The sequence below is a fragment of the Acinetobacter sp. 1294596 genome, from assembly GCF_000582925.1.
Classification (GTDB): domain Bacteria; phylum Pseudomonadota; class Gammaproteobacteria; order Pseudomonadales; family Moraxellaceae; genus Acinetobacter; species Acinetobacter radioresistens.
This window is the reverse complement of the sequence record NZ_JFCC01000006.1, coordinates 70,625-89,732: the sequence shown is the minus strand read 5'-3', so window position 1 is coordinate 89,732 and position 19,108 is coordinate 70,625. Positions and strand designations below refer to the sequence as shown.

Annotated in this window: 19 protein-coding genes; 14 read left to right on the top strand and 5 right to left on the bottom strand. The window is 41.8% G+C overall.

Features of this window, described 5'->3' with window-relative positions; all coding sequences use genetic code 11:
* Nucleotides 1–813 (bottom strand): aminodeoxychorismate lyase, encoded by an 813-nt coding sequence (gene pabC, locus J502_RS04420; RefSeq protein WP_005406808.1) that lies wholly within the window; start codon nt 811–813, stop codon nt 1–3.
* A 169-nt stretch (nt 814–982) separates the two neighbouring features.
* Here pabC and J502_RS04415 point away from each other — a divergent pair, with 169 nt between their 5' ends.
* The 6 genes from J502_RS04415 to J502_RS04390 all read left to right on the top strand — a co-directional run bounded on the left by J502_RS04415 (nt 983) and on the right by J502_RS04390 (nt 6,491).
* Nucleotides 983–1,996: a sulfate ABC transporter substrate-binding protein gene (locus J502_RS04415; protein ID WP_005019352.1), complete on the top strand. Its 1,014-nt coding sequence runs from the start codon at nt 983–985 to the stop codon at nt 1,994–1,996.
* A gap of 27 nt (nt 1,997–2,023) precedes the next feature.
* Nucleotides 2,024–2,635 carry an RBBP9/YdeN family alpha/beta hydrolase gene (locus J502_RS04410; RefSeq protein WP_005406538.1) on the top strand — a complete coding sequence of 204 codons (612 nt, stop codon included), beginning with the start codon at nt 2,024–2,026 and terminating at the stop codon, nt 2,633–2,635.
* Nucleotides 2,636–2,721: 86 nt separating this feature from the next.
* A complete protein-coding gene (cysT, locus tag J502_RS04405) occupies nt 2,722–3,555 on the top strand; it encodes a sulfate ABC transporter permease subunit CysT (protein WP_034683221.1) in 834 nt (277 codons plus the stop codon).
* Complete coding sequence (gene cysW, locus J502_RS04400; RefSeq protein WP_005406544.1) at nt 3,552–4,445, top strand: sulfate ABC transporter permease subunit CysW; 894 nt, start codon at nt 3,552–3,554, stop codon at nt 4,443–4,445. Before cysT ends, cysW begins: the two co-directional genes overlap by 4 nt.
* 11 nt (nt 4,446–4,456) lie before the next feature.
* Nucleotides 4,457–5,518, top strand: a complete 1,062-nt coding sequence (locus tag J502_RS04395; protein WP_005406885.1) for a sulfate/molybdate ABC transporter ATP-binding protein — start codon at nt 4,457–4,459, stop codon at nt 5,516–5,518.
* 49 nt (nt 5,519–5,567) lie between these two features.
* A complete protein-coding gene (locus J502_RS04390; protein WP_005406575.1) occupies nt 5,568–6,491 on the top strand; it encodes a CysB family HTH-type transcriptional regulator in 924 nt (307 codons plus the stop codon).
* 87 nt (nt 6,492–6,578) lie between these two features.
* Here J502_RS04390 and carO read toward each other — a convergent pair whose 3' ends face one another.
* Nucleotides 6,579–7,307, bottom strand: a complete 729-nt coding sequence (gene carO / locus J502_RS04385) for an ornithine uptake porin CarO (RefSeq protein ID WP_005406596.1) — start codon at nt 7,305–7,307, stop codon at nt 6,579–6,581.
* Between the two features lie 292 nt (nt 7,308–7,599).
* Here carO and dapD point away from each other — a divergent pair, with 292 nt between their 5' ends.
* The 5 genes from dapD to J502_RS04360 all read left to right on the top strand — a co-directional run bounded on the left by dapD (nt 7,600) and on the right by J502_RS04360 (nt 10,857).
* Entirely contained in the window at nt 7,600–8,421 is an 822-nt protein-coding gene (dapD, locus tag J502_RS04380) for a 2,3,4,5-tetrahydropyridine-2,6-dicarboxylate N-succinyltransferase (RefSeq protein WP_005406690.1), read from the top strand.
* A gap of 79 nt (nt 8,422–8,500) precedes the next feature.
* Nucleotides 8,501–9,211 (top strand): 7-carboxy-7-deazaguanine synthase QueE, encoded by a 711-nt coding sequence (queE, locus tag J502_RS04375; RefSeq protein WP_005404417.1) that lies wholly within the window; start codon nt 8,501–8,503, stop codon nt 9,209–9,211.
* A gap of 31 nt (nt 9,212–9,242) precedes the next feature.
* The gene (gene queC / locus J502_RS04370; protein ID WP_005406799.1) at nt 9,243–9,911 is read left to right on the top strand and encodes a 7-cyano-7-deazaguanine synthase QueC; all 669 of its coding nucleotides are present in this window, start codon (nt 9,243–9,245) and stop codon (nt 9,909–9,911) included.
* A 16-nt stretch (nt 9,912–9,927) separates the two neighbouring features.
* Nucleotides 9,928–10,338: a hypothetical protein gene (locus J502_RS04365; RefSeq protein ID WP_005019333.1), complete on the top strand. Its 411-nt coding sequence runs from the start codon at nt 9,928–9,930 to the stop codon at nt 10,336–10,338.
* 51 nt (nt 10,339–10,389) lie between these two features.
* Nucleotides 10,390–10,857, top strand: a complete 468-nt coding sequence (locus J502_RS04360; protein ID WP_005406881.1) for a peroxiredoxin — start codon at nt 10,390–10,392, stop codon at nt 10,855–10,857.
* Nucleotides 10,858–11,040: 183 nt separating this feature from the next.
* Here J502_RS04360 and J502_RS04355 read toward each other — a convergent pair whose 3' ends face one another.
* Nucleotides 11,041–11,610 (bottom strand): nicotinate-nicotinamide nucleotide adenylyltransferase, encoded by a 570-nt coding sequence (locus J502_RS04355; RefSeq protein ID WP_005019331.1) that lies wholly within the window; start codon nt 11,608–11,610, stop codon nt 11,041–11,043.
* A gap of 98 nt (nt 11,611–11,708) precedes the next feature.
* On the opposite strand from J502_RS04355, the gene J502_RS04350 reads away from it, so the two are divergent.
* Both J502_RS04350 and J502_RS04345 read left to right on the top strand, forming a co-directional pair.
* Nucleotides 11,709–12,557, top strand: coding sequence for an enoyl-CoA hydratase-related protein (locus tag J502_RS04350; RefSeq protein ID WP_005406841.1), 849 nt, complete (start codon nt 11,709–11,711; stop codon nt 12,555–12,557).
* A gap of 107 nt (nt 12,558–12,664) precedes the next feature.
* Nucleotides 12,665–13,447: a nitroreductase family protein gene (locus J502_RS04345; RefSeq protein WP_005406875.1), complete on the top strand. Its 783-nt coding sequence runs from the start codon at nt 12,665–12,667 to the stop codon at nt 13,445–13,447.
* A gap of 227 nt (nt 13,448–13,674) precedes the next feature.
* Here the strand turns inward: J502_RS04345 and J502_RS04340 are convergent, their stop codons facing one another.
* Nucleotides 13,675–13,989, bottom strand: coding sequence for a YqfO family protein (locus J502_RS04340; protein ID WP_034683217.1), 315 nt, complete (start codon nt 13,987–13,989; stop codon nt 13,675–13,677).
* A 118-nt stretch (nt 13,990–14,107) separates the two neighbouring features.
* On the opposite strand from J502_RS04340, the gene J502_RS04335 reads away from it, so the two are divergent.
* A complete protein-coding gene (locus J502_RS04335) occupies nt 14,108–14,959 on the top strand; it encodes an SDR family oxidoreductase (RefSeq protein ID WP_005406775.1) in 852 nt (283 codons plus the stop codon).
* Between the two features lie 58 nt (nt 14,960–15,017).
* Here the strand turns inward: J502_RS04335 and purL are convergent, their stop codons facing one another.
* Nucleotides 15,018–18,851, bottom strand: coding sequence for a phosphoribosylformylglycinamidine synthase (gene purL, locus J502_RS04330; RefSeq protein WP_005406641.1), 3,834 nt, complete (start codon nt 18,849–18,851; stop codon nt 15,018–15,020).
* Nucleotides 18,852–19,108: the final 257 nt, after the last annotated feature.

Genomic DNA, 19,108 nt, shown 5'->3' with positions numbered 1-19,108 from the left:
CTAGCTAATCTGATCCAGTTGCAAAATACGGAATAAATCCAGACAAGGCTGGGAATCCAGGCTCCGCTGTCCAAGTTGAGTAACAATTTTCATGGGGCTTAATGCATTACAGAAAAACAGGCTCTGAAAATGCCCAATATTTTCCATGTCGATGAAACGCTGCTCGCAGACGATATTTTCCCGCTGCATGCGTGACAGGATTGTCGCCCGCATCACACCGTGGACGCCATTATAGCGAAGTTCCGGTGTAAACCATGTATTGTTTTGAAAAACGAAGTAATTACTGCTCACGCCTTCAACAACACTTCCCTGCACATCGGTGACCAGTGCCTCATCCCAACCCTGCATTTCGGCTTCCTTTTTAAGTAGCACCTGCTCCAGACGATTCAAAGATTTAATACCTACCAGACTCGGCATACATAAACCTATAGCCTGATTTAGCACACCACTTCGGATCAGCTGCGGTCTAATCACTTCACTGGCTTTAGGATAAAACAGTATATAAATATCGGCCGGATGTTCAGGCAAACTATAACCGCGCTGCCCCGTCCCGCGACTGATCAGTATTTTTAACGTACCATTTAATACCGGATAATGATTTTGTAGCTGTTCAAGCGTTTTATCAATCAGGTCAAAATCAGCATCAAGATATAGACGCTCACAACTGTTCCGCAGCCGAGCCCAATGTAAATCTTGCAGCTCTATCTGGTTATTCCGCAGCCGGGCTGTCGTAAAACAGCCATCTCCATACTGAAAAGCCCGGTCTTCAATAGGAACATTTTCTATTTTCTCAGCATTCTTGAAAAACAGCATCGATATGAAGTATCCAGTTGATTCTGCAACTTAGTTTAGAAACAGAAGTATATTTTCTTTTTCTTTATTTTTCATAATGAATTCGTTTTTTATTATTTTTTTATGGATAAAGACTAGCGCTATTCTGCTTTCATGTTTTTATGCTTATGCAAAATATTGGGGATAAAATATGAAATTTTCAAAAGTAAAAATTGGAATAATTGCAGCATTACTTTCGGCCTCTACTGCAAGCTTTGCAGCTAAAGATTTTCTCAATGTGTCTTATGATCCAACGCGTGAGCTTTATGATCAGGTAAATAAGCAGTTTGGTGCTTACTGGAAACAACGTACCGGTCAAGACCTGAATTTACGCCAGTCTCATGGCGGTTCAGGTAAGCAGGCACGCTCGGTGATTGATGGGCTGGAAGCTGATGTGGTGACTTTGGCACTTGCTGCTGATATCGATGTAATTGCTGAAAAAGCAAAATTATTACCTGCTGACTGGCAGAAAAAATTACCACAGAATTCGACACCTTATACTTCAACTATTGTATTTCTGGTACGTAAAGGCAATCCGAAGGGAATAAAAGACTGGGGTGATCTGGTAAAACCGGGAGTAGGAATTATTACTCCAAACCCTAAAACATCTGGAGGCGCGCGCTGGAATTATCTGGCAGCCTGGGCATGGGCAAAGCACCAGCCAGGGGGTAATGATGCCAAGGCACAGGAGTTTGTTCGCCAGATTTATAAAAATACCAAAGTGCTTGACTCTGGCGCACGCGGAGCCACTACGACGTTTGCTGAACGTGGTATTGGTGATGTGCTGCTGGCTTGGGAAAACGAAGCCTTTCTGGCAGTACGTGAACAGCCTGGCAAGTTTGAAATTATTACGCCCTCTTTATCTATTCTGGCTGAACCGCCTGTAGCGATTGTAGAAAAAAATGCAACCAAAAAAGGGAATCTGAATGTTGCAAAAGGTTATCTAAACTTCTTGTATTCACCTTATGCACAGGATCTGGTTGCCCGTAATTATTACCGACCACGTAATGAGGCAGTCCTGAAAAAATATAGTAGTACTTTTAAACCGCTGAAGCTGGTCACAATTGATCAGGAATTTGGTGGCTGGAATAAGGTACAAAAGCAGCATTTCGAAAATGGCGGTGTATTTGACCAGATTGTAAAAATCAATAACAGTCAAAAGTAGAGTTCTGTGTAAACCGGGGGATCAGACATGAGTTCAATACATACAGTAATTGTACCGGGCGTAGGTGGCAGTGAATATGAACACTGGCAATCCTGGTTACAAAGACAGCTCAGGTCCTGTTCCCGTGTACAGCAAACAGACTGGAATATGCCAATACTTCAGGAATGGATTGCCCAGTTTGTGAAAACTGTAAGTTTGCATCAGGAATCTCTCCAGATTGTAGCGCATAGCTTTGGCTGTCTGACCAGCATCGCCGCACTTGCCGAATATCCCGAGCTGGCACACAGAATCAAAAATCTGGTACTGGTCGCTCCAGCTAATCCTGAACGTTTTGGTGAGGCCGGTTTTGCACGGAACAGTCAATATAACTATGCAGAATATTTTCAGAATCTAAAAATCCGTGTCCCGGCCCAGCTAATCATCAGTGACAATGATCCGTGGTTTAAGCTTGAAGATGCCCAGTTTTTTGCTAATGCCTGGAATCTAAAACCAGTTAGCTTGGGTAAAGTAGGTCATATTAATGTAGCTTCCGGCTTCGGGCCTTTTCCGGAGATTTTCGATTTTTTAATTGCAGAGAAAAACAGCTTAAATATCAATATTACTGATAATACTGAGTTGTTTTTCAGATTTGCAATTTAAAAGCTCATGAATATGCTTGAGCAGTTTTTTCAGTTTTATTTCACCTGCTTATTTTAAGTGGGCATACTCTCTTTTGAGGAGTTAACATGTTGCAGCGTTCCCGAGTGCTGCCAGGATTTGGTCTTTCTTTAGGCTTTACCCTTGCTTATCTGTCTTTAATTGTTCTGATCCCTCTTTCTGCGGTATTTATCAAGTCGCTAGGTATTGGCTGGGATGGTTTATGGGAAATTCTGAGTTCAGAGCGTATTTTAAAATCTCTGCAGCTCAGTTTTACGACTGCATTGCTGGCCGCTTTTATTAATGTTGTTTTTGGATTACTACTGGCTTGGTGTCTGGTACGTTACAGTTTCCCAGGAAAACGGCTGGTAGATGCCTTGATCGATCTGCCTTTTGCGCTACCTACTGCAGTTGCAGGTATTGCCTTAACTTCTCTTTATGCACCCACTGGCTGGATTGGACAGTATTTGGAGCCTTTAGGCATTCAGGTCGCTTATACCCCTATCGGGATTACACTGGCACTAATTTTTATTGGTCTGCCTTTTGTCGTGCGCACGGTACAACCAGTTTTAAGCGATGTAGAAACTGAACTGGAAGAAGCGGCTTCTGCATTAGGTGCAACCCGTTTTCAGACTATTACTAAAATTATCTTACCTATTCTATTTCCAGCTCTTTTAACCGGTTTTGCACTTGCTTTTGCTCGGGGAGTGGGCGAATACGGCTCTGTAATTTTTATTGCAGGCAATCAGCCTTTTGAAACCGAGATTGCTCCTCTCATGATTATTTCACGACTAGAAGAGTATGATTATGCGGCTGCGACCACTATTGCTGTGGTTATGCTCTTAATTTCATTTGCGATTTTATTTCTGATTAATCTGTTGCAGGCCTGGGCCAGCCGTCGTACCGGGAGAACCACAAGATGAGTTTAACCACCAATAGCAATGCACTGGCAGAAAAACTGCAGTCACGCGATGCGACCCGGGAAGCAGCTTGGGTACGCTATCTATTACTCACTATCGGTCTGCTATTTTTTCTAAGCTGTCTGGTTCTTCCTCTTATTCTGGTATTCGTTGAAGCTTTTAAGCAGGGTGTCGGGGTTTACTTTCAGGCGCTGATCCATCCGGATACTTTATCTGCAGTCAAACTGACTTTATTGACAGCAGCGATTGCAGTACCTCTTAATGTAGTCTTTGGCGTAGCTGCTGCATGGTGTGTAGCCAAATTTAACTTTAGAGGCAAGTCTATTCTGACCACCATTATTGATCTGCCCTTTTCGGTTTCGCCTGTTATTGCCGGTATGATGCTGGTCCTAATTTTTGGATCTCAAGGCTGGCTGGGAGAATGGCTGATAGATAACGATATTAAAATTTTGTATGCCACTCCTGCGATTGTTTTAGCCACAATATTTATTACTGTGCCATTTGTAGCACGTGAACTGATCCCATTAATGGAGTCACAAGGTAATGAAGAGGAAGAAGCTGCAATTGTACTGGGCGCATCTGGCTGGCAGACCTTCTGGAAAGTGACTTTACCCAATATTAAATGGGGCCTGCTCTATGGCGTAATTTTATGTAATGCACGAGCTATGGGTGAATTTGGCGCAGTTTCAGTTGTATCTGGTCATATCCGTGGGGAAACCAATACATTACCCCTGCATGTCGAAATTCTTTATAACGAATATACCTTCAGTGCCGCTTTTGCTGTGTCATCACTACTGGCATTACTGGCAATTGTGACATTAATCCTGAAAACCTGGGTAGAACTCGGGCAGGAAAAACAAGCTAAGCGTAATGATGATTCAGCCTCTTATTAAGGAATGACCCCATGAGTATTCAAGTTAAAAATATTGAAAAACACTTTGGTGCATTCCATGCACTAAAAAATATTTCACTCGATTTTCCTGAAGGTCAACTGGTTGCCCTGCTTGGCCCTTCAGGTTGTGGTAAAACGACTTTACTCCGGATTATTGCCGGTCTTGAATCGGCAGACGGCGGACAGGTTCTGCTAGAAGGTAGCGATGCGACTGATGTACATGTTCGTGAACGTCAGGTAGGTTTTGTATTTCAGCATTATGCGCTATTTAGACATATGAGCGTATTTGACAATATTGCTTTTGGCTTGCGTGTACGTCCCCGCAGTACCCGACCATCGGAAGCTGAAATTAAAAAACGGGTAACCCGCCTGTTAGATCTGGTGCAATTAGGATTTCTGGCAGATCGTTATCCAGCCCAACTTTCAGGTGGACAACGTCAGCGTATTGCTTTAGCGCGTGCGCTTGCAGTAGAACCGCGAGTTTTATTACTAGATGAGCCTTTCGGTGCGCTTGACGCGAAAGTTCGTAAAGAGTTACGTCGCTGGTTACGAACTTTACATGACGAACTTCATATCACTTCCATCTTTGTTACCCATGATCAGGAAGAAGCGCTTGAAGTTGCTGATCAAATCGTGGTGATGAATAAAGGTAATATTGAACAGATTGGTTCACCTCGGGAAGTCTATGAGAAACCAGCTACGCCATTTGTATTTGATTTCTTGGGTCAGGCCAACCGTTTTGAAGGGCAATATCAGCAAGGCATTATCCAGATTGGACAAGACCGTATCCAGCTTCCTCATAGTGTGGAAATTGCACAGGGAAAAGTTGTTGCGTTTGCCCGTCCTGATGAATTACGTATTCACGCTCAACCGCAAGATAATACGATTCAGGCAATATTTCTGCGTGAAATCTGGATTGCTGGTAATGTTGTAGCAGAATTGCAGGACCGCAATGGTAATCTGATTGAAATCACACTTTCACCAGAAGAAGTAAAACAGCACCAGTTCAGGGCACAGCAGAATGTATGGATCAGTGCTTCTGCCCTACACCTGTTTGAAGATCAGGTCGCGTAAATATAATAAAGGGGCTGTATATGCCCCACTCTTTTTTGAGGTAATCCAGATGAACTTTCAGCAACTTAGAATTATTCGGGAAACGGTAAGACAGAATTTTAACCTGACTGAAGCCTCAGCGGCACTCTATACATCACAGTCAGGTGTTAGCAAACATATTAAAGATCTTGAAGATGAACTGGGAGTACAGCTTTTTATTCGTAAAGGTAAGCGTCTGCTAGGTCTGACAGAACCTGGCCAATCTCTTTTGAATATTGTTGAGCGTATGCTGGTCGATGCAGAAAATATCAAGCGGTTAGCTGATGATTTCAACAAAGTTGATGAAGGTACACTTACCATTGCTACCACTCATACCCAAGCGCGTTATGTTCTCCCACCAATTGTTAACCAGTTTAAAAAAGCTTTTCCCAAAGTTCATCTCATCCTGCAACAAGCCAGTCCGGTAGAGATTTCAGAAATGCTCTTACAGGGGGAAGCTGATATTGGTATTGCTACAGAATCATTGACAACAGAAGAAAATCTGGCCAGTGTTCCATATTATACATGGGAACACAGCATTATTACTCCACAGCATCATCCCTTAACCCAACTGGAAAATATTCGTCTAGAAGATCTGGCTAACTATCCAATCATTACTTATCATGGCGGTTTTACTGGACGCTCTAAAATTGACAAGGCTTTTGAAACAGCCAATATTGAAGTTGATATAGTAATGTCTGCACTTGATGCAGATGTTATTAAAACTTATGTAGAACTCGGTATGGGGGTAGGCATTGTTAATAACGTCGCTTATGATGCGGAACGCGACTATCGCTTAAAACAGATTCAAACTGATATTTTTGGTTTAAATACCACTTGGTTAGCAGTTCGTAAGGGACATTTATTACGTGGTTATGGCTACGAGTTTATTTCGTTATGTTCACCTGAAGCTGACATAAAAGCACTTAAGAAAGTGGCCTATCCAGAAGAGTAAAGTTTTTAAAACAATTTTTAAATTTGATTAAATAATTATAAAAGCAATAAAAAACGGACCTTAGTCCGTTTTTTATTGCTGACTGGATTAGAAGCGGAAGCTTACACCCAGTTTAGCTACTGGTAACCATTCATATTTGTTATCATTTTCAATATCACGTTCTTCACGTTCAACTGCTGTAGCAAAGTCAGTACCAGGCTCAGTAGTGATAGCTGTACCAGAAGCTGTCAAGTTGACATTTGGGTTACCATTATAAAATGCACCGATTTCACCAAATACGCCCCAACGGTTAGTAATTGCTGGAGAGAAACCGATACCTACATACGGTGCTAAATTATTTTTATAAGAAAGTTGACCATTAATCCGTGCACCACTAGTACCAGCAACAAAATCAGTTCCATTTACAGTGAAGCCTTCACTAGCACCTATGCGTCGATCCAAGTCGTAATCATTATCTACATAAGCTACCCCAGCAGCCATATAGAACCAGTTTGCCCAAGGACGAATCTCAGCATTTAAGTAAACATTATTGTTATCCATATCGATGTCATAATCTGAGCCATTTACAGATAAGTCATCTGACCAAGAGATATCTCCACCGTTGTAACCTAAAGTTACACCAACATATGGATTGGCATTATATGAAATCGCGCCACCGTAACCAGTAGTACCAACTTCTGCACGTACTGAAGCTGGTTTAAAGAAAGAGAACGTTGAAACCCCTTCTTCAGTGACAATTATTTCATCAGCTGCCAATGCAGAACCTGCAAAAGCGGTTAAAACAGTAGCGGTCGCTAAAACTCTTAAAGCTTTCATTATTAATCTCCTCAGAAGAGTTTGTTTTTTAATCTATAATTGTTTCGTGTCTTGTATGTTAGATAAAACCTAAGTGGGTTTTTAGACACAAATTACGTGGTTTCTGTTATTTTTTGATACATTTAACGTTTTTTCTTGTTTTTACATATTTTTTTGTAAAAATATTTCCGAAAAGCTTCATATTTACTTTACCCGTACCAGAGACCTTTATAGATGAAAAGTTTGCTAGTTTTTGGCTGTTTTTATACACAAATAGTGTAAACTCTCATAAATTTTTTCAGGAAGGAATATCATGACTCAGCTTTCAACTATTATTGAGCAGGCCTTTGAAAACCGCGCCAACTTTACTGCAGCAGATTGTCCGTCAGAAGTGCGTCAAGCTGTAGAAGCAGCTATTGAAGGTCTGGATAACGGTACACTGCGAGTAGCTGAAAAAATTGATGGTGAATGGATTGTTCATCAATGGCTGAAGAAAGCGGTCTTATTATCTTTTAAATTAAATGATAATAAACCAATCGAATCATGTGACCTACGTTTTTATGATAAAGTCGAGACCAAATTTTCTGGCTGGACTGAAGAGCAGTTTAAAGAAGCCGGCGTACGTGTAGTGCCACCTGCTGTAGCTCGCCGTGGTAGTTTCCAAGCTAAGAATGTGGTTCTTATGCCTTCTTATGTGAATATTGGTGCTTATGTAGATGAAGGCACAATGGTGGATACATGGGCAACTGTAGGTTCGTGCGCACAGATCGGTAAAAATGTTCACTTGTCGGGTGGTGTTGGTATCGGTGGTGTACTTGAACCGCTTCAGGCCAACCCGACTATCATTGAAGATAACTGTTTCATCGGTGCACGTTCTGAAATTGTTGAAGGTGTTATTGTTGAAGAAGGTTCTGTCATTTCAATGGGCGTTTACATCGGCCAATCTACCAAGATTTATGACCGTGAAACTGGCGAAATCCATTATGGCCGTGTTCCTGCAGGTTCAGTTGTTGTACCAGGGAACTTGCCATCTAAAGATGGAACATACAGCCTTTATGCTGCAATTATCGTGAAAAAGGTAGATGCTCAGACACGAGCTAAAACCAGTCTAAATGACCTGCTTCGCGCTGACTAATTTTCTGTCTGTTTAAAGGTCTCTACGGTCATGCCTGATCGTAGAGATTTTTGTTTTTTATAGAAGGTGATATTGGGCTATGAATCCCTTACGTTCTTCCGTTATTCCAGTGTCTGATCCGGCAGCTGGTTTACGTATTACGGAGATTTTTTATTCGTTGCAGGGAGAAGCAAACGCTGCGGGGTTACCAACAGTATTTATTCGTCTGACTGGCTGCCCTTTACGTTGTACCTATTGCGATACGACCTACTCTTTTGAAGGAGGGGTACGTCAGTCACTTGAAGAAATCATTGCAACTGCCCGAAGTTATAATACACCTTACATCTGTGTAACCGGTGGAGAACCACTGGCACAACCGAATTGTCTGGTTTTACTACAACGTTTATGTGATTTAGGACATAAGGTTTCTTTAGAAACCAGTGGTGCACTCGATGTATCTAAAGTTGATCCACGCGTATCAAAAGTTCTAGACTTAAAAACTCCAAGTTCTGGAGAAGTTACACGTAACTTAATGTCAAATCTAGAATTTCTGACCTCAAATGATCAAATCAAGTTTGTTATCTGTAACCGTGATGATTACCAATGGGCCAAAGAGCAGCTTGCGCTGTACTCCCTAGAACAGAAAGTCAGTACAGTCTGGTTCTCTCCTGCGTTTGCAGTAGAAAAAGGTGCAGCCCAATTACCTAAACTGGCTCGTGAATTAGCACAGTGGATTCTAGATGACCAGCTTCCCGTTCGCTTCCAGTTACAACTACACAAGCTACTTTGGAATGATGAAACTGGCCGTTAATCACGGTACAGAAAGATTGGAGAAACAATATATGCGCTCGCGTGCAATTGTCTTATTATCTGGTGGATTAGATTCAACAACCTGTCTGGCTTGGGCACAGGCACGTTATGAGTGTATCGCTATTAGCTTTATGTATGGTCAGCGTTCAACTACTGAACTGGATGCAGCTAAAGCACTTACTCAGCGTGCCGGCGTAGAACATCGCGTTATTAATATTGACCTGGGCAATCTGGGTGGTTCGGCACTGACAGATCATAATATTGATGTCCCTGTACAGGAACAGTCAGGCATACCCGTAACTTATGTTCCTGCCCGTAACACCATCTTCTTGTCTTATGCCTTGGCAGCTGCAGAAGTATTTGATGCAGAGGCTATAGTAATCGGGATTAATGCCGTAGATTATTCAGGTTATCCGGATTGTCGTCCTGAGTTTATTGAAGCATTTGCCAATATGGCGCGCTTGGCCACTAAAGTGGGAGTAGAAGGCAAGCCTTTAAAATTTGAAATACCCCTGTTACATTTATCTAAAGCGAATATTATACGTTTGGGCATTGAACATGGCGTAGACTATAGCCAGACGGTTTCCTGCTATCAGGCAGATGACCAAGGACGTGCTTGTGGACAATGTGATAGCTGCCGACTTCGTAAACAAGGTTTCCAAGAAGCAGGTATTGAAGACCCTACACGTTATATACCGTAATCACCAGGTACAATTTATGAAGAACTTAGCATCAAAACTTTTCCTTTCCTCCCTGTTCTCAGCAGCTACTCTGTTAACAGTAAATACCCATGCTGCAGAAGCAAATCCTCTTCAGCAGGCTTATAAAAGCACAAATGTTAAATCTGCCCTGATCAATGTTTGTAAAACAGAAACAGGTAAAAGCAAGAAACTCTCTGCTGCTGAAGTAAGCAAATACTGTACCTGTGCTGTAGAAGCAGATGGTAAATTGACCAATGCTCAAAAATGGGAAATCCAGAGCACAATTAACCAGAAGAAAAGCCCAAGCAGTTTAGCTTTTGTTCAAAAACAAAATAGTGATTTACAAGCATGCTTCGGTCCACAGTTAACTTCAAAACTGCAAAACCTGACCCAAGAAGCCATGAAATCAGCGCAGGCAAAAAAATAATTGCCTTATTATTTTGCTAGCCACATTCGTGGCTAGTTTTTGGAGAAAACCATGAGTACTGAAGATATTAAATTACCTGACCACGTATTCCCAACCGCAAATGGTGAGATCAACTTATCTGAAGTGCCATCTGCATGGTTGGTTCTCTATTTCTATCCTAAAGATTCTACACCCGGCTGTACTACTCAGGCCCTTGAGTTTACTGAATTAAAAGACCAGTTTGATGCTATGGGCGCTACTGTCGTGGGTATCTCTCGTGATTCAGTCAAATCTCACCAGAATTTTACCACTAAGCAGGAACTACAAATTGAGCTGGTCAGTGATGCGGATGAAATCCTGTGCAAACATTTTGATGTCATTAAAGAAAAAAATATGTATGGCAAAAAAGTTATGGGTATCGAGCGTTCTACCTTCCTGTTCCATAACAACCAGCTAATGAAGAGTTACCGTAAAGTCACCGCAGCTGGTCATGCTGCTCAAGTATTAGATGATATCCGCACAATGAGTGAAGTGGAATAAACTATAAAAACTCTAATAGCAAGCCGGCACTTTAGCCGGCATTTTTATAGATCTGTGGTCTTTAGTCTTGCTTGATTTCTTTAAGAAAGGTGTGAAGCAGACTACAGGTGTGTTTTCAAGTTTAACCGGTTCGACATATAAACTCTCTAATATCGCTAAATTATTTAAAGGTTTTAATCTTCATTACTGTATATTGCTATAGTCTTGCTCTTTATATTTTTGCTGTAGCTGACGGTACACCAGACCATGCTGGAAATTCTTCAAAAAATTTTGTGAACCCGCCGGAAAAGCTTCTGTTTTAATTATACCCTGATAATAGGCTTCGCGCAGTGGCGTCGCAGAAATAGCACCTTCCAGACTCTCCAGTTCAACCATCGTCCATTCTGGAAATAGTTTCAGATAATATGATGATGCATCTTTAAAATGGCCGATCAGACCAATTTTAGAGCCAGTTTGAACCACCTGATTAACTAAAGCTTTAACCTGCTTTACCCATTTTTCGTCATTATAGACATCAATGACATGAACAAAAATAATTCGCTTCTGATCTTCTGGTGAAAAGTTGGACAAAATCATCTCTTCACGTTCAGAAGCTGTGAATGGATTTTTGAGATTCCGTTCATTTTGAGCTGAACCTAAAGCCAGAATCACATACTGACTTTGACTTAAGGCAACCTGTACCGTCTGCAAATGTGCATAATGAAAAGGCTGAAAACGCCCGATGAAGACAAGATAATCAAAAGTATATGACATAAGTTCTGAGCTTTAATGACTCATCAGTTGCATTTTCAAAAAAGATATGCGACATAATAAGCCATAATAAAATCATGATTTAAAGCATGGATAGTACGATGACATTAAGCTGTATACAACAACCACATCAACATTTAAAAGCAAAACTGGATCACGGAATTCTTACGCTGGCTATTGACCGGCCTGAAGCCAAGAATGCCTTATATGGTGAGCTTTATTTATGGATTGCTCAGGCACTTGATGAAGCAGATATTTCTAGTGATGTACGGGTAGTAATACTTCGTGGCTTAAATGATGACTTTACTGCAGGAAATGACATGAAAGATTTCATGCAGTTTACCCAGCAGCCTTTACAGGATAAAGCAGGCAATATGCCCCCTTTTGTCTTGCTTAAATCAGCAGCAAAATTTTCAAAGCCTTTAATTGTAGCGGTTAAGGGGGTAGCTATTGGTATAGGAGTAACTATACTGTTGCATGCTGATCTGGTCTACAGTGATGATGATGCCATTTTCCAGATTCCATTTGTAAGTTTAGGTCTTTCTCCAGAAGGCGCAGCAAGCCAGCTTCTTGTTAAGCAAGCAGGCTACCATCGTGCTGCTGAACTGCTGTTTAGTGCTAAAAAATTCACAGCAAAAACTGCCGAACAGGTAGGCTTGGTCAATCGTGTGATTAAGGATGACATCTATGAAGATGCCAAAATTATTAACTTGATTATTGAAAATGATGTTTATGATTATGCTCACAAAGCTGCCGAATATCTGACTCAGTTACCGCTTGCCTCCATTAAACAGACTAAAGCGCTAATGAAAAAAGATTTAGCTAATATTATTGAGTGCATTGATGAAGAAGCTGAAATTTTTATGCAGCGCGTTAAATCTCCTGAAATGATGGAAGCTGTACAGGCTTTTATGCAAAAACGTAAACCTGACTTTACACAGTTCAATTAAGTTTTATGCTCAAATCTGGATACATGAGATGTGTCCAGATTTTTTGTTGTCTATACTCCTCTGCCTCTGAGGATTTTCTCTAAATCTTCCTATTGAACTGTTTAATTATGCCAAATACTGAAAATTATACCCAAGACAGTGAACAGCCAGAAAAGAAACGTTACTATGAACCTGCACCTCAGGATATTGACGTTGAGCAGTTCAAAAAAGTCGTAGAAAGTCGCCGTTCAGTACGTAAGTTTACTGACAAGCCCATTCCAGAAGATGTGCTGGATGCATGTCTGGATTTAGCTTTACTGGCACCCAATTCATCCAATCTGCAACCATGGACTTTTTACGTAGTTCAAGATACTCATAAAAAACAGCAGCTGATAAAAGCCTGTATGAGCCAGCTCGCTGCCAAAACTGCATCTGAACTGATTGTCTGTGTTTCACGTACAGACCGCATTGATGAAATGGCAAAACGTAATATCAATGAATTTCCTTTTCCAGAAGCGCCGCCAGCAATCAAGAAATACTACAAGTATATTCCGTATAACTATAAAACGGGCTATTTGAATGCTTTTGGCAACTTTAAGAAAGTTGCTTTTAAAGTGGCGCGCAGTCTGGATAAGCAGATGCCAGTCTCTGCATTTAGTCCTGCAGATGCCAAACTCTGGGCAAGCAAGACCACAGCGCTGGCATGTGAAAATCTGGTACTGGCTTTACGTGCCTACAGTTTTGACAGTTGCATGATGGAAGGTTTTGATGAGCCGATGGTACGCCAGATTTTGGAACTAAATGACCAGCAATATCCAATCATGGTGATTGCTGCAGGTGAACGGGCCAAAGATGGTGTATTCTTTCCACAGTACCGTTTTGATCGCGAACTTTTTATACAAAAAGTTTAAAAAGTTTTCTTGAGCGTCATCGAGTACAAGTAAGTAAAATAGGTTTTCTTGCTTCTGCTTACTTTATTAATAAAAGTAAGCAGACAGGTATAAACAGGCTATTTTGTATAGAGCGGTAAGTAGGCTAAGGTAATAGATTTTAAAAGGAAATTTTTCTTAAAATAAAACCTGCTTCAATCGCCTATTACAGCTTTGGTTTGTTCATAAAGATGCTGAAAACAGCTCTGCTATTGTATGTTGAGAAGTTGAATAAACTCGAATGCTGGTTCTTCATAAGGATGGCTGTTCTTTAGCGCCCGAGCAACAGCAGCAGCTTTTTCTTCAGGTACAATTGATTCTCCCCGCCATTCCTCTACTTGTTCAATTTGTCCGACCTGACCAATATGTGGGTCCGCTCCTTGCATTGGTCTAAACTGCCCAATTCCCTTTACCTGCCATACACAATGTTCATAATCTCCTATTCCTCCTGCTCCGGCGGCAAAGATTGCTTGTTTGGTAGAATCCAGATACTCATCAGGAACGAAGTAAATCAGCTTTAACATAGAACCTCCTTTTTGTTATCTCTGTCTTTAATATCGTATAGCCAACGTTATTGTCACTAGGCAAGCTGAATAAATTACCGAATAGTAAAAAAATTCATAACAATCTCAGGATTATTTTATGGCAACAGTACTAATTACAGGTGCGGGCACCGGCTTTGGTAAAGGCGCAGCATTTCTCTTGGCAAAGAATCATCAAGTGATTGCAGGTGTCGAGATTGCAGCACAGATTTTTAGTCTGGAACAGGAAGCTAAGGCTCAGGGACTTAATAATATTCGCTTTGAAAAGCTTGATATTGCAGATCCAAAAGATCGTGAAAAAGCTGCAGCTTGGGATATCGATGTCTTGGTTAATAATGCAGGGATTTCAAAAGCCGGCTCTTTGGTCGATATACCTGAGAAAAATTTGCGTGAACAATTTGAAGTGAACGTTTTCGGCACAATGCTGTTAACACAAGAGTTCGCTCGTAAAATGGTAGATAAACATAGCGGAAAAATTATTTTCATTTCAAGTGTTGCCGGACTTTCTGCCGGGCCCCTGATTGGAGCTTATTCAGCCTCCAAACATGCGATTGAAGCATTTGCCAAAGCACTGGATGGTGAACTGCAAGAATTTGGCGTACAGGTTGCAACTGTAAATCCGGGACCTTTTTTGACAGGCTTCAATGACCGGATGTTTGAAGACTGGAAAACTTGGGAAAACAACCCTGAAGAGTGGATCTTTGATTACTCTCAAATGGCCTTTCCTCATGAACAGTTTGAGCCTGAAATAGTTTATCAGGTTATTGCTGATGTCGTTGAAGGTAAAAGTGATCTGTTTAGAAATGTTGTGCCTCAGGAGATGAATGATCAGTTACAGAAATCTGAAGATGAACTCTGGACCAAAAAAGTGAGTACCGACAAGAAACGTCATCCACAAGTTGAAAAGGCTTATGAGCTTGAGCCTTATACCAAGGCATCTAAGGATAAATAGTCAATAATTTTTTATATAAAAAAAGCCACCTCAGGTGGCTTTTTTTATATTTGTATAATTAACCAATAAACTTGCGGGCATTACGGAACATGCGTAACCAAGCTCCATCTTCCTTCCACTCTTCTGGTTTCCATGAATGCTGGATCGCACGGAAAGTACGTTCTGGATGTGGCATCATAATAGTCGCGCGTCCATCTCTAGAGGTTACACCAGTCACTGCTTCTGGAGAACCGTTCGGGTTAAGAGGATACTGCTGGGTCGGGTTGCCATAGCTATCGACATAACGCAGAGCAATTTGACCATTAGCATTCAGGCTACTCAAGCTGTCATGAGAAATTACTGCACGACCTTCACCATGTGCAACGGCTATTGGCAGAATAGAACCTTCCATTCCTTCTAACACTACAGAATTTGATTTTTCTACTCGTACGTTTACAGTACGGGCTTCAAATACTTCAGAAGTATTACGGTGAAAACGTGGCCAGTTTTCTGCGCCAGGTATTAACGGCGCCAACTGCGACAACATTTGACAGCCATTACAGATCCCTAAAGAGAATGTTTCTTCACGATGGAAAAACTGCTCGAACTGGTCACGCAACTTGGTATTAAACAGGACTGATTTTGCCCAGCCTCCACCTGCTCCAAGCACATCACCATAAGAGAAACCACCACAGGTTACCAGACCTTCGAATTCGTCCAGACTTACGCGACCAGCTAAAAGGTCACTCATATGCACATCGATACTGTTGAAACCCACTTTATCAAATGCCGCGGCCATTTCTACATGTCCGTTTACACCCTGTTCACGCAGAATTGCCATATTTGGACGACGTGTATTGATAAATGGTGCCTCAATTGGCTCATTTAAGTCAAAGGTTGGTTTAGCAATAATACCTTGATGATCAGCATTGGTAATCAGTGAATATTCCTGATCAGCCGTTTCAACATTATCACGTAAACGTTGAATCTGATGAGAAACCTCCGACCAGGCCTGTTGCAAGTCAGAGCGTGCCAGCGTTAAACCATTTACATTTAAAGTATCGGTCGTATTTACCGAACCAATCAGGCTGATAGCATCTTTAAGTAGAGACTCGGAAATTTCTGCCTGCAGTCCTTCCCAATCAGTGGCTTTAAGTTGTAATACTGCACCAATTTCTTCTGCAAACAGACTTTCAACTGACTGCTCTTCTAGTGCAACACCCAGACGTGAGGCAAACATCATTTCTGTAACAGTTGCCAGCAGGCCACCATCACCGATGTCATGATATGCCTGAATCAGACCACGGTTGTTCCAATCCTGAATCAGTGCAAAAAACGCTTTAAACTCATCAAAGTTATCTACATCTGGTGTAACTGTACCGATTGCTTTATAAACCTGTGCCAAAATAGAACCACCCAGACGGAACTGGCCTTTAGACAGATCAATACGTACCAGTACTGAATCTTCAAGTTTCTTCAGCTCGGGCGTCATGGTTTTACGCACATCACCAACAGGTGCAAATGCTGTAATCACACCGGTCATTGGAGAAGTTACAGCTTTATCTTCACCGTTATCATTCCAAGTGGTACGCATGGAAAGTGAATCCTTACCAACCGGAATTGCAATTCCTAAGGCTGGGCACATTTCCATACCGATCGCTTTTACACCTTCAAACAGGGCCTGATCTTCACCTTTTTGGCCTGCTGCAGCCATCCAGTTGGCAGAAAGCTTGATATCACTAATCTGTTCAATATTGGCACAGGCAATGTTGGTAATTGCTTCTGCTACTGCCAGACGTGCTGATGCTGCCGGATTCAGTAAAGCTACAGGAGGACGCTCTCCCATTGCCATTGCTTCACCCGTATAGCCTTGCAGGCTGGTGGTAGTTACTGCTGCATCAGCGACAGGAACCTGCCAAGGCCCTACCATCTGGTCACGCGCAACCATACCAGTAATTGAGCGGTCACCAATTGTGATGAGGAAAGATTTTGAAGCAACTGTCGGATTTTTCAAAACACGGAAAATTGCATCGTTTAAATCAACTTTTGAGGCATCAAAATCATTACCCTGACGAGGTGCTGCCTCATAAGAACGCTGCATGCGTGGTGTGCCACCCAGCATAACCTGCATCGGCATATCTACCGGTTTGTTCGCAAATAGCGGGTCTTCAACCGTAAGATGACGTGCTTCCGTTGCTTCACCCAGTACAGCAAACGGGCAGCGTTCACGAGCACAGATTTCTTCAAATTGCTGCAGAGATTCTGGACGGATTGCCAGTACATAACGCTCCTGAGCTTCATTCGACCAGATTTCCATTGGCGACATGCCTGACTCAAGCGAAGGAATCTTGCGCAGGTTAAGTACAGCTCCCAGCTCATGGTCATTGACCAATTCAGGCATGGCATTAGATAAACCACCCGCGCCGACGTCATGAATAGAAACAATCGGGTTAAAATCTTCCAGACGCCAGCAGGTATCAATCACTTCCTGACAACGGCGTTCCATTTCAGGGTTTTCACGCTGTACCGAAGCAAAATCAAGATTTTCTCCCATCGTACCACTGTCAACAGAAGATGCTGCACCACCACCTAAACCGATCAACATAGCTGGCCCACCGAGTACAATCAACAGGTCACCCGGTTGAATCGCATCTTTTTCAACATGGTCAGGACGAATATTGCCGTAACCGCCAGCAATCATGATGGGTTTATGAAATCCTTTAACTTCACCGTTTACATTTTGCTCAAAAGTACGGAAATAGCCATTTAATGCAGGACGACCGAACTCATTATTAAATGCAGCACCACCCAGCGGGCCTTCAATCATGATCTGCAACGGAGCAGCCATACGAGATGGCTTACCATAATTTTCTTCCCAAGGCTGTTCAAAGCCAGGGATATTGAGATTAGACACAGTAAAGCCGGTTAAACCTGCTTTTGGCTTACCTCCACGGCCTGTTGCACCTTCATCACGGATTTCGCCACCTGAGCCTGTGGCTGCACCGGCAAATGGAGAAATCGCTGTTGGGTGATTATGGGTTTCTACCTTCATTAAAATATGGGCAGCCTGACTTTTATATTTATACACATAATGACCACTTTCATCCTGTTTTGGATAAAAGCGTTGTGTGTCATAGCCTACAATTACAGAGGCATTATCTTTATAGGCAGACAGAACATCGGTTGGAGATTCTTTATAAGTATTTTTGATCATTTGAAACAAGGATAATGGCTGTTTTTCACCATCTACTGTCCATTCTGATCCAAAGATTTTATGACGGCAATGTTCAGAGTTAGCCTGAGCAAACATCATCAGCTCAATATCATTCGGATTACGGCCCATATTAGTAAAAGCTTGGGTCAGATAATCAATCTCTTCATCAGACAGGGCAAAACCAAACTCATTATTGGCTTTAACCAGTGCCTCTTTACCTTGCCCTAAAATATCAATTGAATTTAAAGGTTTTGGTGCAGTCTCATTAAATAACGCCTGTGCATCTTCAATCTGAGCAAATACACTTTCGGTCATACGGTCATGCAGAGCCAGTTTCACATCAGCAGAAACCTCAGGAATTCCTTTTAAAGTATAAAGAATACCGCGTTCCAGACGATGTACCGGCACATTACAGTTCTTGAAAATATCAGTCGCTTTAGATGACCATGGCGAAATGGTTCCCACGCGTGGTGTTACCAGAATTTGTATTTCATCATCTGAAACTTGGCGCAATTCAAAGATTTCACCATCATTCAGAAGTTGCAAGGCAGATTGATGCTGCTGCTCGCTGAGCGCTTGATCAAACAGATAAACCCACTGGCTGTCAAAAGATTGAACAGAACTAATTGACGCTAAACGTGATAATAGTTGAGTTTTCTTGAAAGAAGAATGTGCTGGTGCACCGGCCACGATAAACATGCTGATTTTGGCTCCACGGGCAGGCCTGAGCGACCATGCCGCAATGTGACTTGAAGAGAGCGCATATTCTACTGTGAAAGCCTATTTGGGGCTAGTGATAAAGCCATGAAAAGCTCATTTTCCTACGCTTTATTTTAAAAAAATAAGAGCTTAACCTTCGCCTAGCTCTTATCATCTCGGTGTTCAGGCATACTATTCACAGATTAAAAATAAATTTTCTTACTTCATGTAATTTCTAAATACTGTATAATTTTCAA